This is a genomic window from Clostridium sp. 10cd*, from assembly GCF_044336395.1.
GTDB lineage: Bacteria > Bacillota_I > Bacilli_A > Erysipelotrichales > Erysipelotrichaceae > Clostridium_AQ > Clostridium_AQ innocuum.
In genome coordinates, this window is sequence record NZ_CP172347.1 from 4,236,856 (window position 1) to 4,257,105 (window position 20,250).

13 protein-coding genes and 1 CRISPR repeat array are annotated in these 20,250 nt (G+C 43.8%); of the genes, 3 read left to right on the forward strand and 10 right to left on the reverse strand.

Annotated features, from left to right (window positions below; genetic code table 11):
* Positions 1-4: 4 nt before the first annotated feature.
* On the reverse strand, positions 5-898 hold the full coding sequence (gnd, locus tag ACG3M1_RS21145; protein ID WP_022300435.1) for a phosphogluconate dehydrogenase (NAD(+)-dependent, decarboxylating): 894 nt from the start codon (positions 896-898) through the stop codon (positions 5-7).
* 412 nt (positions 899-1,310) lie between these two features.
* On the opposite strand from gnd, the gene ACG3M1_RS21150 reads away from it, so the two are divergent.
* Both ACG3M1_RS21150 and ACG3M1_RS22860 read left to right on the forward strand, forming a co-directional pair.
* Positions 1,311-2,156, forward strand: coding sequence for a MurR/RpiR family transcriptional regulator (locus ACG3M1_RS21150; protein WP_022300436.1), 846 nt, complete (start codon positions 1,311-1,313; stop codon positions 2,154-2,156).
* Between the two features lie 315 nt (positions 2,157-2,471).
* Positions 2,472-3,662, forward strand: a complete 1,191-nt coding sequence (locus ACG3M1_RS22860) for a M15 family metallopeptidase (protein ID WP_175627764.1) — start codon at positions 2,472-2,474, stop codon at positions 3,660-3,662.
* A gap of 308 nt (positions 3,663-3,970) precedes the next feature.
* Positions 3,971-4,867: direct repeats of the CRISPR family, unit length 32 nt; unit sequence GTCTAGCCTCCCTGAGGCTAGTGGATCTAAAT.
* A 110-nt stretch (positions 4,868-4,977) separates the two neighbouring features.
* On the opposite strand, the gene mnmG is transcribed toward ACG3M1_RS22860, so the two are convergent.
* The 9 genes from mnmG to ACG3M1_RS21200 all read right to left on the reverse strand — a co-directional run bounded on the left by mnmG (position 4,978) and on the right by ACG3M1_RS21200 (position 18,385).
* Complete coding sequence (gene mnmG, locus ACG3M1_RS21160; RefSeq protein ID WP_008816427.1) at positions 4,978-6,852, reverse strand: tRNA uridine-5-carboxymethylaminomethyl(34) synthesis enzyme MnmG; 1,875 nt, start codon at positions 6,850-6,852, stop codon at positions 4,978-4,980.
* Between the two features lie 13 nt (positions 6,853-6,865).
* Complete coding sequence (locus ACG3M1_RS21165; RefSeq protein ID WP_008816426.1) at positions 6,866-7,201, reverse strand: hypothetical protein; 336 nt, start codon at positions 7,199-7,201, stop codon at positions 6,866-6,868.
* Between the two features lie 1,615 nt (positions 7,202-8,816).
* Positions 8,817-9,527: a pirin family protein gene (locus ACG3M1_RS21170; protein ID WP_022300139.1), complete on the reverse strand. Its 711-nt coding sequence runs from the start codon at positions 9,525-9,527 to the stop codon at positions 8,817-8,819.
* A gap of 290 nt (positions 9,528-9,817) precedes the next feature.
* Entirely contained in the window at positions 9,818-10,678 is an 861-nt protein-coding gene (gene prmC / locus ACG3M1_RS21175; RefSeq protein WP_009588443.1) for a peptide chain release factor N(5)-glutamine methyltransferase, read from the reverse strand.
* Positions 10,678-11,742, reverse strand: a complete 1,065-nt coding sequence (gene prfA, locus ACG3M1_RS21180; protein ID WP_395815485.1) for a peptide chain release factor 1 — start codon at positions 11,740-11,742, stop codon at positions 10,678-10,680. Before prfA ends, prmC begins: the two co-directional genes overlap by 1 nt.
* Before the next feature lie 325 nt (positions 11,743-12,067).
* Positions 12,068-14,335, reverse strand: a complete 2,268-nt coding sequence (locus tag ACG3M1_RS21185) for a response regulator transcription factor (RefSeq protein ID WP_161129181.1) — start codon at positions 14,333-14,335, stop codon at positions 12,068-12,070.
* A gap of 409 nt (positions 14,336-14,744) precedes the next feature.
* Positions 14,745-15,257 (reverse strand): hypothetical protein, encoded by a 513-nt coding sequence (locus tag ACG3M1_RS21190; RefSeq protein WP_224720924.1) that lies wholly within the window; start codon positions 15,255-15,257, stop codon positions 14,745-14,747.
* Between the two features lie 49 nt (positions 15,258-15,306).
* Complete coding sequence (locus ACG3M1_RS21195; protein ID WP_008816421.1) at positions 15,307-16,920, reverse strand: PTS transporter subunit EIIC; 1,614 nt, start codon at positions 16,918-16,920, stop codon at positions 15,307-15,309.
* Positions 16,921-17,023: 103 nt separating this feature from the next.
* Positions 17,024-18,385, reverse strand: a complete 1,362-nt coding sequence (locus ACG3M1_RS21200; RefSeq protein WP_054344388.1) for a Sapep family Mn(2+)-dependent dipeptidase — start codon at positions 18,383-18,385, stop codon at positions 17,024-17,026.
* A gap of 112 nt (positions 18,386-18,497) precedes the next feature.
* On the opposite strand from ACG3M1_RS21200, the gene ACG3M1_RS21205 reads away from it, so the two are divergent.
* Entirely contained in the window at positions 18,498-20,033 is a 1,536-nt protein-coding gene (locus tag ACG3M1_RS21205; protein ID WP_008816419.1) for a BglG family transcription antiterminator, read from the forward strand.
* Positions 20,034-20,250: the final 217 nt, after the last annotated feature.

The following is a 20,250-nucleotide window of genomic DNA, read 5'->3' on the forward strand; positions in this document are numbered from 1 at the left end:
TACATCATTCTGCGGTTTTGTGACCGCCAAATCCCTTTCTCAGTGATGCGACGACTTTCCCTGTGAAGGTATCCTCATACAACGAGCGATAGCGCATCATCAGGGCTGTGGAAATTACCGGAACGCTGACATTACAGCGCATTGCCTCCTCCACTGTCCATTGTCCTTCTCCGGATGCATACATGATTCCCTTCACGGCATCCAGCTTTTCATCCTCTCTGAATGCCTCCTCAGCCAGCTCCATGAGCCAGCTTCGAATGACAGAGCCGTGATTCCACAATCCTGCGACCTGTGCATTATCATAGGGATAGGGGCTGTGCTGTAATAGCTCAAAGCCCTCTCCTATGGCCTGCATCATGCCATATTCGATTCCATTGTGCACCATTTTCAGATAATGACCGCTTCCCGCATCACCGGCATACAGATACCCCTGATCCGAAGCAATGCGTTGAAATAGCTCTTCAATAACTGCAAAGTGCTCACGTTCACCCCCAATCATAAAGTTGGCTCCCTCAAGGGCACCGCGAATACCGCCGGAGGTTCCTGCATCATAGAAATGTATCTTTTTCTTTTTTAGAAATTCATAATTACGTAGCGAATCTCTGTAAAATGAATTTCCCCCGTCGATCACGTAATCCCCTTCCTCCAGCAACTCTGCAAGTTGGTGTACCATGCTTTCGGTTATGTCCCCTGCCGGAAGCATCAGCCAGATTATACGCGGTTTCTGCAGAACAGCAATCAGCTCCTGCAGCGTTTGTACAACCGGAATTCCCTTCGCTTTTGCCTGCTTTCGGGGCCCTGTCTGTATGTCATACCCATAGGCGCAAATTCCACTGCTCTGCATGTTCATAGCAATATGAAGACCCATTTTCCCCAAACCGATTAAACCTGCTTCCATTCTTCATCTCCTTTCCGTGCACTCAATCCGCATCAGCAGATAGCGCTTACACCATCTATTATAAAAATAATTTCCATATTGTCAATCATATTTTGCAAATAATTTCCAATGCATGAAATGTTTATATCCGTGTAAACACAAGTTGGGATGCGTTGGTGACAGCTTGGGGATAAAGCTTCATATATCCCATTATATTCAGGTTTATTTTCATTTATGTTGAAAAAAAATCATATCGTTTATTTTCACATTTCATTCGTAATCCGGGATAATCCACTGTTAATCAGACAGGTAATATTTTCATATTTGGATTTAATATATAAAATAATTTTTCAATAGCTGAAAATAATTTCCAATATAACACCACATTTCACAATATCTGTTATAATATAAGTATCAGAAACGGGGTGTATGTATGAGTATGGAATTTGCAGGGCGGGTGAAGGGTCATTATTACGGTTTGAGTAAAACGGAGAAAAAAATTGCCGATTATCTGCTGGAGCATGCAACGACCGCCAGACACTTATCCATTCAGGAGCTGGCAGAGGATATTGATGTATCCATGTCTGCTATCTCCCGATTCACCAAAAAGGTCGGCTATAGCAACTATCAGGAAATGCGGCTGCAGCTGAGTGAACCATTTGATCATCTGAGCGAAGCGTTTTTTGCGTCCCTTGATGAGAACGACACAGCAATGAATATCGCAAAGGCTACCTTTCAAAGCGGTATTACCTCGCTTTCCTCAACAATGGCGGTATTGAATCAGGATTCTCTTGAACAGTCCGTACACCTGCTTGGAAGAGCAAAAACCTGTGGACTGTTTGGAATGGGAGCTTCCTCCGTCATTGTACACAGTGCCTATCAGCGGTTTCTGCGAACCTCCTTAAACTGCCAGTTTTCACTGGATTACCATATGCAGCTAATGTATGCAGGAAGGCTGAGTGAAAAGGACTGTGCCCTAATCGTATCGCATACCGGAAGAAACAAGGATGTTCTGCGTATTGTGGATATCCTGAAGGAGCGCGGTGTCCCAATCATATCTGTTACCAGCAACGCCGCATCCCCTCTTGCCCGGAAAAGTGATGTTTTTCTATTTTCCATTTCAGAGGAGACAAAATTTCGTCCGGAGGCGATTTCCTCCAGTGTTTCCCAGCTGATGCTGATGGATACCCTCTTCACACTGTACGCCATCAAAGAGGATAATGATCCGGAGTACTTCAACAGAATTCGCCGAATCGTAAACACGACCAGAATTCCATAAGAATATGCTGGAATGAACATCTTTCATATGCCCTGATGCTGGAAACATAAAAGAAAGAAGCTCTTATACGTTTATACAGTCAGATTTTCCTGTTCATCTGTGTTTAAAAGGAGAGAGATATCAGGCAGGCTATTGCGATTCACCTTTGTTCCATCATCCTCTCCCTATGTTCATGCAAACCAATTTTGTATATTCCAGAACTCTTTTTCTGTAAATATTAACATAAATAAATACAAATCGTATAAATATCAAGCTTATTCATTTTCAGTAAAATTTCGTGGTATTATTAACTATAAAATTTTAGGAGATATAAGTATGAAAAGAAGAAAAAGAGTCAAACGAAAAGTAAAAATCGCAGCCGTCATTGTGCTGCTTATATGTATAGCTGTCAGTCTGATAATCATAAACCGAACTCGTATTCAGCTGGCTTTTAAAGGGTATGACAGGGATGAACGCAATATTATAATGACATTAAGTGCACAGGAGATCGATGAGTATGTATCCTTTGCGTCAGACATTGATATATCGAAATGGAACCGGATGAAAAACAATAAGCATTATCTGGATTATGAACTATATGCAGAGAATGGCGCTGATAAAAAAGAAGCTGTCGCTTATGTTGATCAGTTTTATGCAGACTATTATCAAGCCTTACGCAGCCAGGGGTTTGATCAGCCAACCCTTCGTACACTGATGAAAAAGACCAGTCTTGCTGATTTTAAAACAATAAAGGATAAGAAGCTGACCTGGAAACAGATTCAACCTTATATCCATATAAACGGACGTATACTGGAGGATGTCCCTGACTATCTGAAATCAGGCTTAAAGCCTCTTGAAGCAGTAATGCGTATTTCATATGCGTCCATAAATTCTTCAGCACCAATCACAATTCAGCGATCCTATTCACTTGATGACCCAAAACATCTATTACTGATGATCAAAAGAGGCTTTTATGTACCGAAAACCTACGTTCCTGAAAATTTAACAGCTGTTCAAATCCCCGTAGCTCACAATGACGGAAACAATCTAATGCGAAAGGATGCGACAGACGCTTTGGAAAGCATGTATAAGGATGCGAAAAAGCAGGGGCTTATTCTAGCTATTAACAGTGCGTATCGGCCTTATAACGAACAGCAGCAAGTGTATGATGAATATATGGTGACCTATGGTGTACAGACAGCTGTGAAGCTGGTAGCAGAGCCCGGCTGTAGTGAGCATCAGCTCGGATTGAGTGTGGATTTAACCAGTCAAAGTGTCATGGACGGCACATATGCGGTATTCGGAGACACACCGGAATACCAATGGGTAATTAAAAATGCTCACAAATACGGATTCATTTTACGTTATCCCGAGAATAAAACAAATATAACAGGGACAGCAAATGAACCGTGGCATTTCCGTTATGTAGGAACTGAAGCCGCTACAGAAATATACCGTAAAAATCTGTGTCTGGAAGAATATACACTGCAGCATGGTTTCTCATATCCCGTTTCAATAAAGCGCTGATAGCAAATGGATGATATTCATTATGAACCGTCCAGTTATTTTCCTATGAGGTCAATACGATTTTTATTTCATACTGGAATGTATCCTTTTTATGTATTCGGAGTTTTTTCTGTTATAATACTAGTAGATGGTTATCCCATTAAATAATCCAGCGCGAACCATTAGCTCACATGAATTCCCTGGGAGGTTCGCGCATCATTTTGTTCAAATTCGCACAAATGTAACAATTTCAACGCAATTTTCATTAACCAAAGTTTTATAATTGTGTAAATTTGTTTCATTTAGGGGATTTCATGGGATTTTTCACGGTCTAGCCTCCCTGAGGCTAGTGGATCTAAATCGCATAGTATAGTATATGTGATATAATATCATGAAGTCTAGCCTCCCTGAGGCTAGTGGATCTAAATATGGTGACAGAGTTAGCTAAGCATAGGCATTGACATTGTCTAGCCTCCCTGAGGCTAGTGGATCTAAATCCAAGTGATAAATTTAATGTGGCAGGTTTCACAAGTCTAGCCTCCCTGAGGCTAGTGGATCTAAATTCTACCTGTATTTTTTTAAGACCTTTCTGTATTTGTCTAGCCTCCCTGAGGCTAGTGGATCTAAATTAAATTTTTTACTGTAGGTATTTTTGGCATTTTAGTCTAGCCTCCCTGAGGCTAGTGGATCTAAATCAATTCGAATGTAGGAGCTGATGGGTTATTGAAGTCTAGCCTCCCTGAGGCTAGTGGATCTAAATTTTAACATAACCGCAATAATCTTCAAACGATAACCAGTCTAGCCTCCCTGAGGCTAGTGGATCTAAATTTTAACCGTTAACCCAGAAATGGCTAAACGTGCATTGTCTAGCCTCCCTGAGGCTAGTGGATCTAAATAACTTCTTTTAAAATTGAGTTTCCGTCGTTAAGGTCTAGCCTCCCTGAGGCTAGTGGATCTAAATCACTTTCCAACAATCTAGGTGCGTATCATGTATGTCTAGCCTCCCTGAGGCTAGTGGATCTAAATGTCTATATACTCATCAATTTTACTATGCTCAAGGTCTAGCCTCCCTGAGGCTAGTGGATCTAAATTACAGCCACCATGCAACTCGACATTCGAATTTCCGTCTAGCCTCCCTGAGGCTAGTGGATCTAAATTAAGCGTTGTGTTATAGTCAAATGCTCCCGTCGTTATGTCTAGCCTCCCTGAGGCTAGTGAATCTAAATTTATTATAAGATTTCCCATTATCCTATGAAAAAATACGATTTCCTTTTGCCTGACAGTAACGCAAGATCATTACAGGCTTAAGAACATCGTATTTTTTAATTCATTTTATTTATCCGCTCTTCTTTTCATATGTGCGCTTTAGCTGTTCCATAAAAACAGCAAGGACTGCAATATCCGCAGGATTCACACCTGAAATACGGGAGGCCTGTCCCATCGTCAGAGGCTGTACCTTATTCAGCTTCTGTCTTGCCTCCAGTGACAGATTCACCACCTGATTATAGTCAAACCGCTCAGGCAGGCATACCTTGTCCATCGCCCGCAGATGTTCCGCATCACGCTTGGCTTTTTTTATGTATCCCTCGTAGCGAATCTCGATTTCCACAAGCTTCGCAATCGCAGGATCAAATTCGCGTTCCAGATAAGGCTCTAAAAGCGCGATGGTAATTCCCGGTCGCTTCAGCAGCTCTGCAGCACTGATCCCCTCCTTCAGCACATCCAGTCCTAGCCGTTCCAGCAATCCATTAACTGTTGATTTTGGTGTAAACCGAACACTTGCAAGATAGGAAATCATTTCTTCGATATTTTGCATTTTCTTCTGATATCGTGCATAACGCTCATCGCTGATCAGACCTGTCTCATACCCATATTCGCTTAGTCTTGCGTCTGCATTATCATGACGCAGCAGCAGCCGATATTCAGCACGGGAAGTAAGCAGACGATACGGCTCCTTTGTCCCCTTTGTCACCAGATCATCAATCATGACACCGATATAGGCTTCATCACGATGCAGGATTAAAGGTTCCTTGTGATCCAGCTTGCGAACTGCATTGATTCCTGCCATCAGCCCCTGTGCCGCAGCTTCCTCATATCCACTAGTACCGTTGATCTGTCCAGCAGTATATAAATTCTCAATGATTTTATTTTCCAAGGTCGGCTTGCATTGCAGCGGATCTATGGCATCATATTCAATCGCATAGGCATATTTTTCAATAGTGCAGTTTTCCAGACCAGGCAGAGAATGCAGCATAGCCTCTTGTACATCGTACGGCATAGAGGTAGAGAAGCCCTGTACGTAGGTCGTATCCAGCGACTCGCTTTCTGGCTCCAGAAAAATCTGATGACGCTCTTTATCCGCAAAACGTACCAGCTTATCCTCAATACTGGGACAATAACGCGGTCCCACTCCCTTCACCAATCCGGAATACATGGCAGAGCGTTTCAGATTGCTGTTGATAATGTCGTGCGTCTTTGCCGTCGTGTAGGTAAGATAACAGACAGCCTGCTGATCAAATGGACGAATTTCCTTTGTATCCTCAGAGAAGCAGATAAATTCATCCGTTCCCGGCTGTACTGCGGTTTTTGAAAAATCAATGGACGCCGTTCGTACACGGGCAGGTGTTCCAGTTTTCAATCGAAAGGTTTCAATCCCCAGATTACGAAGACTCTGTGACAAATTCTCCGTTGTTGGCTCATCCTCAGGACCGCTTAAGGTAGAAGTATGCCCAACCAGAACCGTACTGCTCATAAATGTACCCGTTGTCATAATCAAAGCACGACAGTTCACAACGGTTCCATCCTTTTGACGAACGCCGCTTATCCTGCCATCCTTAGCCAGCACCTCTTCCACACACATTTCACGGATTTCCAGATGCTCCTGTTGTAATAGCTTGTCTTGCATATAGCGCTTATATTCCAGCTTATCCGATTGTACGCGAAGACACTGAACACCCGGTCCCTTCGTTGTATTCAGCATTTTAAACTGCAATGCAGTCGCATCGGCAGCTTTTCCCATTTCACCGCCAAGTGCGTCAATCTCTCTCACGACGATTCCCTTTGCAGGACCTCCAACACTCGGATTGCATGGCATGGATGCAATCATATCAATATGCATAGAGTATAGAATTGTCGTTTTCTTCAAACGGGCACAGGCCAACGCAGCCTCAACTCCTGCATGACCCCCGCCAATTACGATAACATCAACCATACGATTTCCTTTCCTAATGTCCCTTATAGCCACATTTTGCACAGGTATTTCCCGATCCCATCAGGGCCCCGCAGTGTGGACACATATGCTCCTTTTTACGTATTTCCTTATCGAACTCACTTACAAATTCCCGCTGAATTCGTTTTCTTCTCATATTCAGACGAAGCAGGAAAATTGCTATGAATAGCATAATTGCGCAGACGAGCAGACTGCATGCACTCGTCCAGAATGGATATGCTTCTATATATGAATAGAGTGCAAATATGCCAGCTAGCAGTGCTATAAGAATACAGAGCGCAAATGACAGCCAGCGCTGTTTCAAGCTGAGACGTGAATTGTTATATTTCATGATGATTCCTTCCTTCATTTCCAATGCATCCCACAGCCTATAATCTCATGAGAAACCCAATCCCGAATATGTCCTCATTCGGGTTATATTATAGAATATTTTCAAACGTATGAACAGGGATTTTTTTATATTTTGCGTTTGTATTCGTTCTAGTGAGCACTGTAAGCGCTCCGTTTTACCGATTCTTCTGCATAAGGTAATCCTTGTTTCCAGAAAACAGATTTTCTTTTATTACACACAGATTTTCGTATAGATTCAATAGGATTCACTTACGTATTCTGCTTGCTTACTGCAATTATTAGCCAGTTGTTTTATAAGAAAATACAGTCCAGATTAAGACATTGAAAATCAACACATGGAACTTCATATTATACATATTAAAAAATAGCAGAGATTTGAATAGTCCTGTGCCTGCCATCGTACTCAAAGCTGAATACACTAATTCCAAAATACACTTATAGAAAGCAAGGAAAGGCATTGACTTTTCACTCATTTTTTTCTATACTTTAGGAACTGAGACAGAAAGCCTTTAAGGGCTGAAAAGAGAGTGTCGCCGGCAAGCAAGCACTCTCTTTTTTTACAGAGGTCTGAGACAGAAGGGGTGTGCAAGATTTCCACATGCAGGATAAGGACTGCCACAGAAATCGATCATTTACTTCACTGCGTTACCGGCGGCTCTGCCGTTCGATCATATAGATCAGCTTCAGAAACATCAGGTACGCTACGATCTGATCCGTATGTACTTCCCCTTCATTTCAGCACACATGTCCTTGTGTCCATACTGTTACCTCCACTATTACATACGGTTTCTTTTTTTAAAACTCCTAAATTTTTTGACATTTCTCTGAAATAACCTATAGTTAATTACAAAATCATCGTACCTTTTATAGCTGTAGTACATCCATCTTTTCATGCAGTTCCTATACATCCCCTACGACCTTACCGCATTTGCGTACTGATTAACCACAGGTGAAAAAATACGTATCTGTGGACAATTTATGTTCAAGTTAATCATAAGAGTCTAGTGTAAGGCATTGAAAATCAACACATGGAACTTCATAATAAAAAAAATAAATCTGAATAGTCCTGTGCCTGCCATCGTACTCAAAGCTGAATACACTAATTCCAAAATACACTTATAGAAAGCAAGGAAAGGCATTGACTTTTTATTCATTTTTTTCTATACTTTAGGTACTGAGACAGAAAGCCTTTAAAGGCTGAAAAGAGAGTGTAGCCGCCAAGCAAGCACTCTCTTTTTTACAGAGGTCTGAGACAGAAGGGGTGTGCAAGATTTCCACATGCAGGATAAGGACTGCCACAGAAATTGATCATTTACTTCACTGCGTTACCGGCGGCTCTGCCGTTCGATCATATAGATCAGCGTCAGAAACATCAGGTACGCTACGATCTGATCCGTATGTACTCCCCCTTCATTTCAGCACACATATCCTTGTGTCCATACTGTTACCTCCACTATTACATACGGTTTCTTTTTTTAAAACTCCTAAATTTTTTGACATTTCTCTGAAATAACCTATAGTTAATTATAAAATCACACAATGCTCCTATAGCGGCAGCCCTGAAATCTTATCTCCTCCACTTTATGCAATTCATGTCATTCCTGGAAATAAACCTCCCTTGCCATATCAAATAGAATGACATGAGCTCCCTGCAGTGTCTTGATGCAGAAGCTTTCATCAATTTCCACAGCATCGCGCAGCTGTAAGCAAATATCATTACACTCCACCTCACCTTCTATAACAATAAGATATACCTGACGGGAAGGCTCTACCGGAATATCCAGCTCCTTTCTGGAAGATAAAGCACTGACATAAATATCCATATCCTGATGGATTTTCACATAAGCTGTATTCTTATGACCACTTACGATATGCAGCAAACGGTTTTCGCGATCCTCCCATGGAATGCGTGCTTCACCATACTGCGGAGTATAACCGCTTCGATCAGGCAAAATCCAGATTTGAAGCAGACGTAATATTTCCTCCCCGTCGTTTTTCTCACTGTGGAAAACTCCGGTACCCGCACTCATGTACTGTATTTCCCCACGTTTCAGTGTTGATACATTTTGCATGCTGTCGGCGTGGGTCAGCTCCCCCTCAATCACATAGGTTATGATTTCCATATCCCGATGCGGATGGGTTTCAAAGCCGGTATGAGGCTGTATCGTATCATCATTAACTACCCGCAGCACACCGTAATGCATATTTTTCGGATTGTAATATTCCGCAAAGGAAAAGTGAAACCAGCTGTCCAGCCAGCCGAGACAGCTTCTTCCCATTTTGCGGTGATCAATCTTTTTCATCATTGTATATACCTCCATATCCAGTATGTACATGTATAACACTTCCATGCATACGCAGTTACACTGAACATCACTGAGATAAGAAAAAACTCTCAGATGCCGCGTGATTCATAATACATGGGCTGCTTTTTCTGGCATGCACCTTATCCGGAACGTTCGCATCTTGTTGTCCGCCATCATGATTTATAAACGCTCTTGTCTGCGGCTATATGCTGTAACAGTCATTCCGCAGTGCTGTACCACAGGCATTCAGACGAAAACAGCAAAAAGAAAGGATACTCTTTCAAGTACCCTCAGTGTTCCATATTCAAATAAACAAACAGCATCCGGTTTTTACCGGACATATCCTTAAGAACCTCAATTCTTGCATTTGGAAAATATTTCTTCGCCTCTTCACTTAGCGCTTCCTTCTGGTTATAGCCCATTTCAAACGCCATCATAGCACGTTCCTTCAACACCTTTGCGGCATTTTCAAAGATAATGCGATAGAATTTCAAGCCGTCCTCTCCTCCAAATAGTGCCACGTGCGGTTCATAGTCCACAACACTGTGCTCCATTTCCTCCTCACGCGGTATGTAGGGAGGATTACTAATTAGAATATCCACCTTCAGATTGCGGTCAATCAGCGGCTGTAACATATCTCCAACCATGAAATTGACGATTGCTTCATTGTCATCAGCATTCTTTTTCGCAACAGCTACAGCCTGTTCACTGATATCCGTTGCCATCATATGCAGATTCGGTTCTTCCTTTTTCAAAGAAACCGCAATCGCCCCGCTGCCGGTTCCAATATCCACCGCCATCACATTATCCTGACTGGAAAAATGCTCATCATAGGCTGCCAGAATATTTGCGACCAGCTCTTCCGTTTCCGGGCGCGGAATCAAAACATCCTCATTCACGGTAAAGCGATAGCCGTAAAACCATTCAAAACCAAGAACATGTCCGAGAGGAATTCCGGTGAGAAGGCGCTGAATACCTTCTTCATAGAGTTCTTCCAGCTCCGGCTGCATTTCCTCATCGAATTCCATATACAGATTGTGCGCTTCTTTATTCGTCAGCTCCAGCATATACAGCAGGGCAGACTGTTCGCCATAGCCGGCTTCCTCCATACGCGCCTGAGCATTCTTCAGCACGGAATGATAGCTGCTCATTATTTCTCCCCTGCCAGCTTTGCCTGCTGATCCGCACTCAGTAATGCATCCAGCAGATCCTGCATTCTGCCTTCCATAATGCGATCCAGCTGATTCACGGTATATCCGATACGATGATCAGTTACACGATTCTGCGGATAATTATAAGTACGGATTTTTTCTGCACGATCTCCGGTGCCGATCTTGTTCCGGCGTTCGATACCCTGCTCTTCTTCCAGCTTGCGCTGATGCTCCTCATACACACGGGAACGGATTGTCATCAATGCAGTTGCACGGTTTTCATGCTGTGAACGTCCGTCCTGACACTTAACCGTAATTCCGGTAGGCTTATGCACAATACGAACTGCGGAATCGGTCTTATTGATATGCTGACCTCCGGCTCCGCTGGCGCGCATGGTTTCCATTTCCAGATCGTTCATATCAATATCAAAATCCTCCGGTTCGATTTCCGGTGTTACCAGAACGGTTGCTGTAGAGGTATGGATACGCCCCTGACTTTCTGTCTTGGGAACGCGCTGTACACGATGACTTCCGGATTCAAACTTCAGTTTTCCATAAACGCCGTCCCCCCTGACCATAAAGGAGACAAGGGAGAAGCCGCCTGCTTCACAGTCATCCATTTCTACGATTTCTATCTTCCAGCCCTGACTCTCTGCAAATTTGCTGTACATCCGGTACAGGTCACCTGCGAAGATATTTCCTTCATCTCCACCGGCTGCCCCGCGGATCTCCACGATGGCATTATGAGAATCATTGGGATCCTTTGGTATCAGTAGAATTTCCAGCTTTTCCAGATATTCCTCAATCTTAGGCTCCAGCTCCTCGATTTCCATTTTCGCCATTTCCTTGATTTCCTTGTCATCCTCCAGCAAAAGCGCCTTGGCATCCTCCAGAGCACTCACACTGTTTTTATATTCCGTATAGGTTTCCACCACCTGAGTCAGATCGGCCTGCTCACGTCCCAGCTTGGCCAGCATCCTGCTGTCGGTTACGATTTCCGGTGACATCATCATTTCATTGATTTCATGATAACGGTTCACCATTCCTTCAAGGCGTTCTATCATTACACTCATACTATACCTCCTACGAGTTCTTTCTCTCATTATGCCTGAAAAACGCATAAATATCCTTATATACTATATCATTGAACGGCTGAATTGCAAAGAATAAAATGTAGGAATAGATGCTTTCCCTTCGAATATATGCGTTGCTGAGTGAATGAGAGCAATCGTAAAAAATACGGCAAGTGCTTTTGCAAGTGCTGCAGATGATACCATGAGATACCCGATCACGAAGAGAAACCTTAAAATCCGTTAACAGCTTTTCCTTGTCAATTCACAGACAAGCACGAAATACCGTTACGCCTTCGGTTAAAGCACAGGTTATCAATCACTTCATAAACAGCTCTTTGCGGCTGTGAACCTTTACTTTGCGATATAGCCTTTTCATATACGATGCGACCGTATTCTCCTTTAATCCGCTGGCCTCAGCCATCTCCCTTCGACTATATCCCTTTAACACATAGTTTACCAGCTCCAGCTCTCTTTCTGTCAGCCCATAGCTGTTATAATCGCGATGCTCCTCCAGCAGCTGTTTCAGCTTTCTCCATCTCCAGCTGTCGCTGCATGAAAGAAATACATCCTTTCCAATTTCCAGTATGACTGTCATGATGCCATCCGGCTGGCAGATTTCGATTATGTGATGAACAGCCTCTACGATCTGTTCCTGATGATTTTCCTCCTCCAGCAATATGCAATAGAACAACAGCGCATATATCGTTCCAAACATCTGCTTTCTTTCATGCGCCTGACTTTCCAGCAGGGATGCCACAACACGCAGCTTTGCATAATTACGAATCTTTATCAGATACATGCCGTAAACAATAGAAGAATACAGGGTAGCTCCCTGAAGCAGATTTCCTTTTCTCCCCTCCTGGATCCATTCAGCAACTTTTTCATATTCACCGGATAAAATATATAAATAGGCCTGTGCAAGATCGATTTCCGAAAGAAGCGGCGGCAGGATCACCTTTTCCCGGAGAGCAGCCAGCTGTTGATGAACAAATTGCAGTAATGTATGATCACGAAGATGATATGCGGCTCTTCCAATTGTAAACAGCGAGGATACACAGATCCATTTCTGACGGTAATGCTCGGCAATGTAGTATGCTTCCCATGCTGTATGTATGCTTTCCGCAAAGCGGGCGCTTTCCAGCTGCTGTTCAGCGGATGACTGTTCCATTAAACCACCATTTGAGTTATTGGTAATTTCAAAGTAGTAATGCAGGTCCTTATGTAGGATATTGACGATTCTCTGGATATCTCCCGGTTTTCGATGATATAAAAACAGATTGTGCGGACTGCCGAAGGTTGATATGATTTCCGGATTGCTGATTCGTGAGGTCTGATTACGCAGCAGAGTTTTTGACCGCTTAAAATAGCGGCTCATCTCATGTAGATTGTTATAGCGGGAATATGCCAGAATCAGCTCCACCTCCCCCTGCAGCAGCTTCTCATCCTCATGCAGGCTTCCGCTATGCAGCGCATGTAGAAAGCCCTCCAGCAGCTGCTTTCCATAAAATATATCCTGCAGATTATTGAAATTATCCATAATAGCATGCAGCCATGCATATGGATAATCCACGTACAGCTCCATTGGTACCATCTGATAGATATTCCGCATTAACTCAGTATCATAATCTGCAAAGTTTTTGCTTTCGTATAATTCCAGCAGCTGCAGTATTTTTTTATAATCCTTCAAAAGATAAAGCTGACGCAGACAATTGAGGATATCACCGCTGCTTTCGTAATAATCGGCAATTTTGCGATAGAGATGACTCGGATTTTTTTCATACATAAGGAATTTATCATACAGGAACTCACGAAATACAGGAGAGTAGGTAAAGAGGCGTGTAGTTCTGTCCACCTGCACAAACCAGTGGAAATTCATCATCCAGGTCAATATTTTCATGATTCCGGTATCCACGCATAAAGCCTCAATGAGCTGGATATTAAAGTGCTCGGGAACAGACAGCACAGCCAGACTCTGCCGCTGTGCCTGATTCAGCTGCCGGTATATATATACGTCAAACAACGGATACAGCTGCAAATCCGGATTCAAAGTGCGTACGGCTCCATATTCCTCCAGCAGTGCATGCACACCGATGGTCCATCCGCAGGTAACTCTTAGAATTTCCCGCACTTCCCGTTCATCAATGCAAATCTGATTCACAGCTGCCAGCTTCTGAATATCGGCAAACTGAAATCGCAGCATTGTCGTAGGGATCAGCAGCGTCCATCTATAAAGCTCTGAATTAAAAAAAGAGGGAATTCCTGATGCAAGAAGTATAATCCTGCAGCTATGTTCCCTCCGTTCGTACACCTTCATGATATGTCTGTCCAGTATATGATTGCGATATTGATCCAGTATGATGATATCATAGCTGCCGCTATCTATACTTTTCTCAAAAATTCCCCCAAGCTGTTTACGATTTTTCTTATGCATATGAATCCAGCAGCACCTTTCCTTTCGATTATGCAGAAAGGCAGCAACTGCTGTTGTCTTGCCAAAGCCATCCGGTCCGTAAATGCAAATCAGCGGATAGGAAACCATATGCTTCAGCATTGAATTAAATTGTTTTCTGGCAATCTGTCTCATATTCCTTCACCTATACCATTATAGCGTATATTACAAGGAATTCAAAAGTGAATTATTACCATTTTATGTATATCCCAAAAAAATCTACAGCTCCTGAATTACGCAGAAGCCCCCATGTATTGTAACAGTATTTTTTACATCCATTTTCTGCCTGAATATCAGATACAGGATATGCCTGCTTCAAATCCCATACATCAATCAGATGAGGACCGCATGCAGCACCTCTTCAAATATTTGTGAAGCAGAATACTTTCACTATAGTTGTTTCATGGCAGCCATCGCAGTGCTCCGCCATTTCGTTTTTGTATCGTAAGAAATTCATTCATCCCCTTTCTTAAACAAACGCTGTATAAGCGTTATCACAAATTGAAAAACAGCGGCTCCCACATCACCGGGAACCGCTGTACAGCTAACGAATAGAGAAATAGATACCAAATACGAGAGAGATGAAGAGTATCAGTACAAGTGCTGTTACAATCAGTACAGACAGCTGTCCTTCTTTTCTTATTTCCTTCAGTGCATTCTTTACAGAAAAGGTATTCCACTGAAAATATTTTCTCAGTGATAGCATCATCAGGACTGCCGAGATGAAGTTCATCAGAATGAATTGTCCAATCGTCATCAGCAGCAGATTTACACGTATGCTTTCCACATGCTGAGGAACCGCAAGATCCTTCAGAAAATGCTTCAGTACATACCAGACATACAGATTGGCCGTACAGATCATAAAGCCGGTAATCACGATCGGACTTTTACTGATCAGATCTTCGTAGGATTTACCACTCAGGTTTGACAGACCGCCTACATATACCAGAAACAATACGACCATGGCAACACACGCATACTTCGCATACCGGATATAACGGAAACCGCCTGTTTTTGCGAGCTTGTTTTTCTGTCGGATAAGATCTCTTCTTTTCATACTGACTCCTCCTGCAATGGTTGCCATTTTCTCATCTCCTCTATTATGGTTAGTCTAAATGCAGATAATCCTTTACTTTTGTTGTAATATTTACTACACGAACACCATATATTACCTGAACAGAGTTCTTTCCGCGTACAACGCCGATAGCCTCCAGATAATTTTTCCAGCTTGTATCCGGTGCAATCAGGGAATCATCCTTGACTGTAACACGAAGACGGCTGGCACAGCAGGTTACGGTTTCAATATTGTCCGCTCCCCCAAGAGCTTCAATAATACGAACCTCGAGTGCATCCTCAGGTGCGGAAGAGACATTCGCTTCGTCCTTACCGCTGTTTTTGATTTCATTGTATTCTTTTTTGCTCATCAGCTTGATTTCACCCTCGTCATCACGACCAGGTGTTTTGAGGTTGAATTTCGTAATTGCGAATTTGAATGCAAAGTAGTATACGATAAAGGTTACAGGAAGCAGCCACAATGCGCTCATGGCATGTACCTTCTGCGGCTGGAACAGGTTTGGAATCATGAAGAACAGCGCAGTTCCATTGATGGAAATATTTGTGATTTCCGCTGCGACATAGCACAGACCGCACAATGGAGCGTATACCAGCCAGTACAGTGCAGGTGCAACAAACAGGAAGGTATACTCAATCGGTTCTGAAATACCAACCATTGCCAGCGTGAAGACAGACGGCACCAGCAGGGATGCTACCTTCTTCTTATTTTCCGGTTTTGCACAGCGATACATAGCAAACGCGGCACCCGGCAGACCAGCCAGCTGGAACAGCAGACGTCCGTTGGTGAAGTTTCTTGTGATATAGCCGGTTGCACTTGCGCTTGCAGCCTGACCGTTGATAATGTTTTTAACACCCTCATACATCACACCGTCGATCATCATCGTACCGCCGACCTTTGTATATTCGATCGGGAATGCAATCAGATGGTGAATACCGAATGGCAGCAGCATCTTATCCAGTGTACCGAACACGAAGGTTCCCAGCAGACCACTTGTACGGATGAAGCCGGTGATACTCTGCAGAGCACCTGCGACATACGGCCATACATAATAGAATGCGATTGCCAGTGGAATAGAAGCAAGAGCGACCATAATAATAACGAATTTTGTTCCTGCGAAGAATCCGAACATTGCCGGCAGCTTTGTATCAACGAATTTGTTGTGCAGTCCTGCAGCAATCAGACCGGTAACAATACCGGAGAAGATTCCCATGTTGTATGAATAAATCCCCAAAGAGCTTGACCATAAAGCATTGAAGTTCAAGGCAGCCTGCTGTGTATAACCGCTTTTTACCAGTGCGTCAACAGTCGTGGTTTCAGCGGTCCATCCTTCCAGCGCAGCCCAGCCTTCAATTCCTCTCATAAAGCAGAAGAATAAGATCAGTCCCGCAAATGCTGCCCATCCTTTCTCCTTCTTGGCAAGAGTGAAGGCAATTGCCACGGCGAACCATAGCTGCAGATTGTTCATAAACATGAATCCCAGATTGGTGATCATGGTGAACAGATTGTACAGGATGTTTCCTTCCGGCAGGATGTAGTTTGTAAATGCACTACCGATACCCACGAAGAAACCAACGAGCACAAGCAGGATGATTGGAACCATCATTGCCCCGGCAAATGTCTGAAGTTTTGCCTGAATGTTTTTCATAGCTTGTTCCTCCTTTGTTTACGCTTTCATTTTAGCATGTCCGCCAATTTGAAAAAGAATGCAATGAGTTACGGTAATTCATTATTATTGTGGTAATTTTTCATCACCTTTTTGTACATGCCAGTTCCACAAGTGCCTCATAGTAGATGTCACTCGCTTTTAACAGCGACTTCACAGGCATACATTCGTTGGGCATATGAGGGCGGGGATCCTCATCAGGAAAGGTCGCACCAAATGCCACCCCGTGCTCCAGAACGCGGGCATAGGAGGCTCCCCCCTTGGTAAACACCGCAGCATCTTCCTTCATAACCCTGTGATATGCTGTTTTCAGACTCTGAATCAAAGTGCTGTCCTCTGCGACGTAGAGCAGACGCTTATGGCGTAAAACCTCAAGCTCACAGCCATAATGCTGTGCCGTTTTGCGTAAAGTATGAAGAAGGCTTTGCTCATCCGTTGACCGCACATAACGCACATCGACACACAGCTCCAGCTGTCCATCCTGCGTATTCAGCGACATCAAACAAACAGAGCCGCAGCCCATGGCAGCATCCTCATGATACAAACCGCTTTTCTTACCGTAAAAATCATCAAGAAAATTCTCGTATATCATATTCACCATCGGATACAGAGAGCCTGCTTGATCGAGGTGTCCGTGAAAATCCTTAACAAATTTGAAAATAGCATTATCCCCGCGCTGCGGATTGCGGGAAAGTGCACGTACACCACGATAGGTGATTTTTATGCCATCTTGCATAACCTCAATCAGATTGGTACGCTCAACAAAGCTGACATCACTGCCCTTGGGAACAATCACCTGTAAATCATCACAGACGATATGCAGACGCTCCTTGCAGTGCAGGCTGATATCCGAATCTGCATTCAGCAGGAAGCGTACCTGCAAAATCCCCTTTTCTCCATTGACAATAGGAAAGTTGCCATCCGGGGAAAAGCCGAAGATTGGTTGCGGGTTATGCTTGAAATAATGCTCCATGCATTCCCATGTTGTTTCCTCAGCCCCTCCGGCAATGAGGCGGATCGGATGATACAGTGTACGACCTTCCTGCCTGATACGGGCCATTGCATATAAAGCTGCCAGCAGCGGTCCCTTGTCATCATTGACTCCCCGGCCGTACAGCATACCGTCTATCTCCTGCATTTGAAAGGGATCGCCGTGCCAGTGAGAGCGTTCTCCTGCTTCCACCACATCCAGATGAGCCAGCACGCCGATATAATCATCTCCCTCACCAAGTCGGGCATCTACAGCATAGCCGTCAAAATCATGGACGCTAAAGCCCTCCCGCTGAGCAATCTGCAGGAAAACATCCATTGCATTCCGTATCTCTTTGCCAAACGGGGCAGATGCACCTGCAGTGCGTTCATCACGGACGGACGGAATTTCCACCAGCTGCTTTAAATCCTGCAGCAGCTCACTCGTTCTTTTTCCTGTATCATAGATAGTTTTCATTATGTTATACCTCCTTATATGGTTATAAATTCCACATGAAATTGCCGCTGTCATTCTTGACAGAACAGCGTTTCACACGTATAGTTGCAAGTGAAAGCGAGGGTGCACGCTTATGAATAAACGAATCATGAAAATTGTGGATGTTCTGTTGAAGCAGGACTCCTATATCACGATTGATAAAATCTCCGAAGAGCTTGCCGTATCCAACAAGACGATTCGCAATGACCTCCAGATCGTGGATCAGTATCTCGAGGAAAACAACCTCAAGCTGATTAAAAAAACCGGCGTCGGTATCCGTATTGACGGTAAAGTCAGGGACAAGCTGCACGTATTGGAAAGTGTACGGGAGAAAAATAAAACGCTTGCCGATTATTCCCCACAGGCACGTAAAATTTTTATCGGGATGCAGCTGAGTGCCTTTGACAGCTGCCGCATCTATGAGCTGAGTGAACAGCTGTTTGTATCCCGTGCCACCATTCACAAGGACATTCTCTCCTTGACAAAGGATCTGGAAACCTTCAAAATCGCATTGCATCGCAAGAACAACAACGGAATCAGTATGGAAGGCAAGGAAAAGAATATACGTAATTTTCTGCTGGAGCTGATGCTGCGTGACAATGGCTATCAAATGTTTATTGATATCATACGGCGGGATGATTACCGCTGTGACGGCTCCTATGTATTTCCCGGGCTGGAGGTTACCGATGACGAGGTCAAGGACTTTACCGGCTGTATTCTCCGCTGGGGCAATCCGTATATCAATTCCCTGACCTTTCCCTCCATGGTGCTTGTCCTGCTGCGAGCATTTGTCACCTATCTGCGCATTCAAGATCGCCATATTGTCCATCTTTCGACTTCCTTCATCGAGGATTTGCGAAAGGAGCCATTCTATAAAGAAGCACGCGAGCTGTGCGACCGGCTGGCCAATCATTACCGGCTGCAGATTCCGGATGTGGAAATACGCTATCTGCAGGTCTATTTTCTCGCCCTGCAAAACAGCCGCGATCTCAGTGAACAGGAACAACAGGAAGCGCGTATGCTGAGTGATGCTCTGCTTACCTCCTGGAGCGAACAGCTGCATCTGCCCTTTGACCGGGATGAAGCACTGTGCCAGTCTGTATATGACCACCTGTGTCCTGCCATTATCCGTTTTCGTCACGGCATCCCCAATGAAAACCCGTTGATGCAGGAAATACATACGCTTTATGAACGTACCTTTCAGGTGGCAAGAAACAGCGTTTCCGTTATAGAAGAGCATTTCCACTGTAATGTGAGTGACGATGAGGTCGGCTTTCTCGCCTTACACTTGGCAGCCTCTTTGGAAAATATGAAGCAGCCGCTGAAAACCATATTAGTTGCTCACGGCGGTGTGGGAGCCGGAAATCTGCTGCGTAGAAAGCTCAGTGCCCAGATACCGGAAATCGACATCATCTCCCAGGAAACCTTCTTTTCCATTTATGAGTGCGATATCAGTGATATTGATCTGATCATCAGCACACTGGAGCTCAATCTGCATACAGATGTCACCATACTGCAGGTCAATTCCCTGCTGCATGACTACGACATTCTGCGCCTAAAGGATGTGATTCGCGAATATTACAAGGTGAAAAACGATCCTTATAATTTTAAATCGGCAGCACAGGAATAAATCATATTCCCTTGCCCGCAGGAGCTTATGCATAGGAAGCACAGAAACGATATCCTCTGTTTTCAGGTGCATTTCCGATGAAACGAAAAAGCCCTGTAAACGCTAAATGGAATACAGCACAAGGGCTGTACAGCTGTTGAATAACACTATCTGTGTAAATGAAAATCGGGAAGCTGTGATTCTATTGATATACAATAAAATCATACTTCCCTTTTTA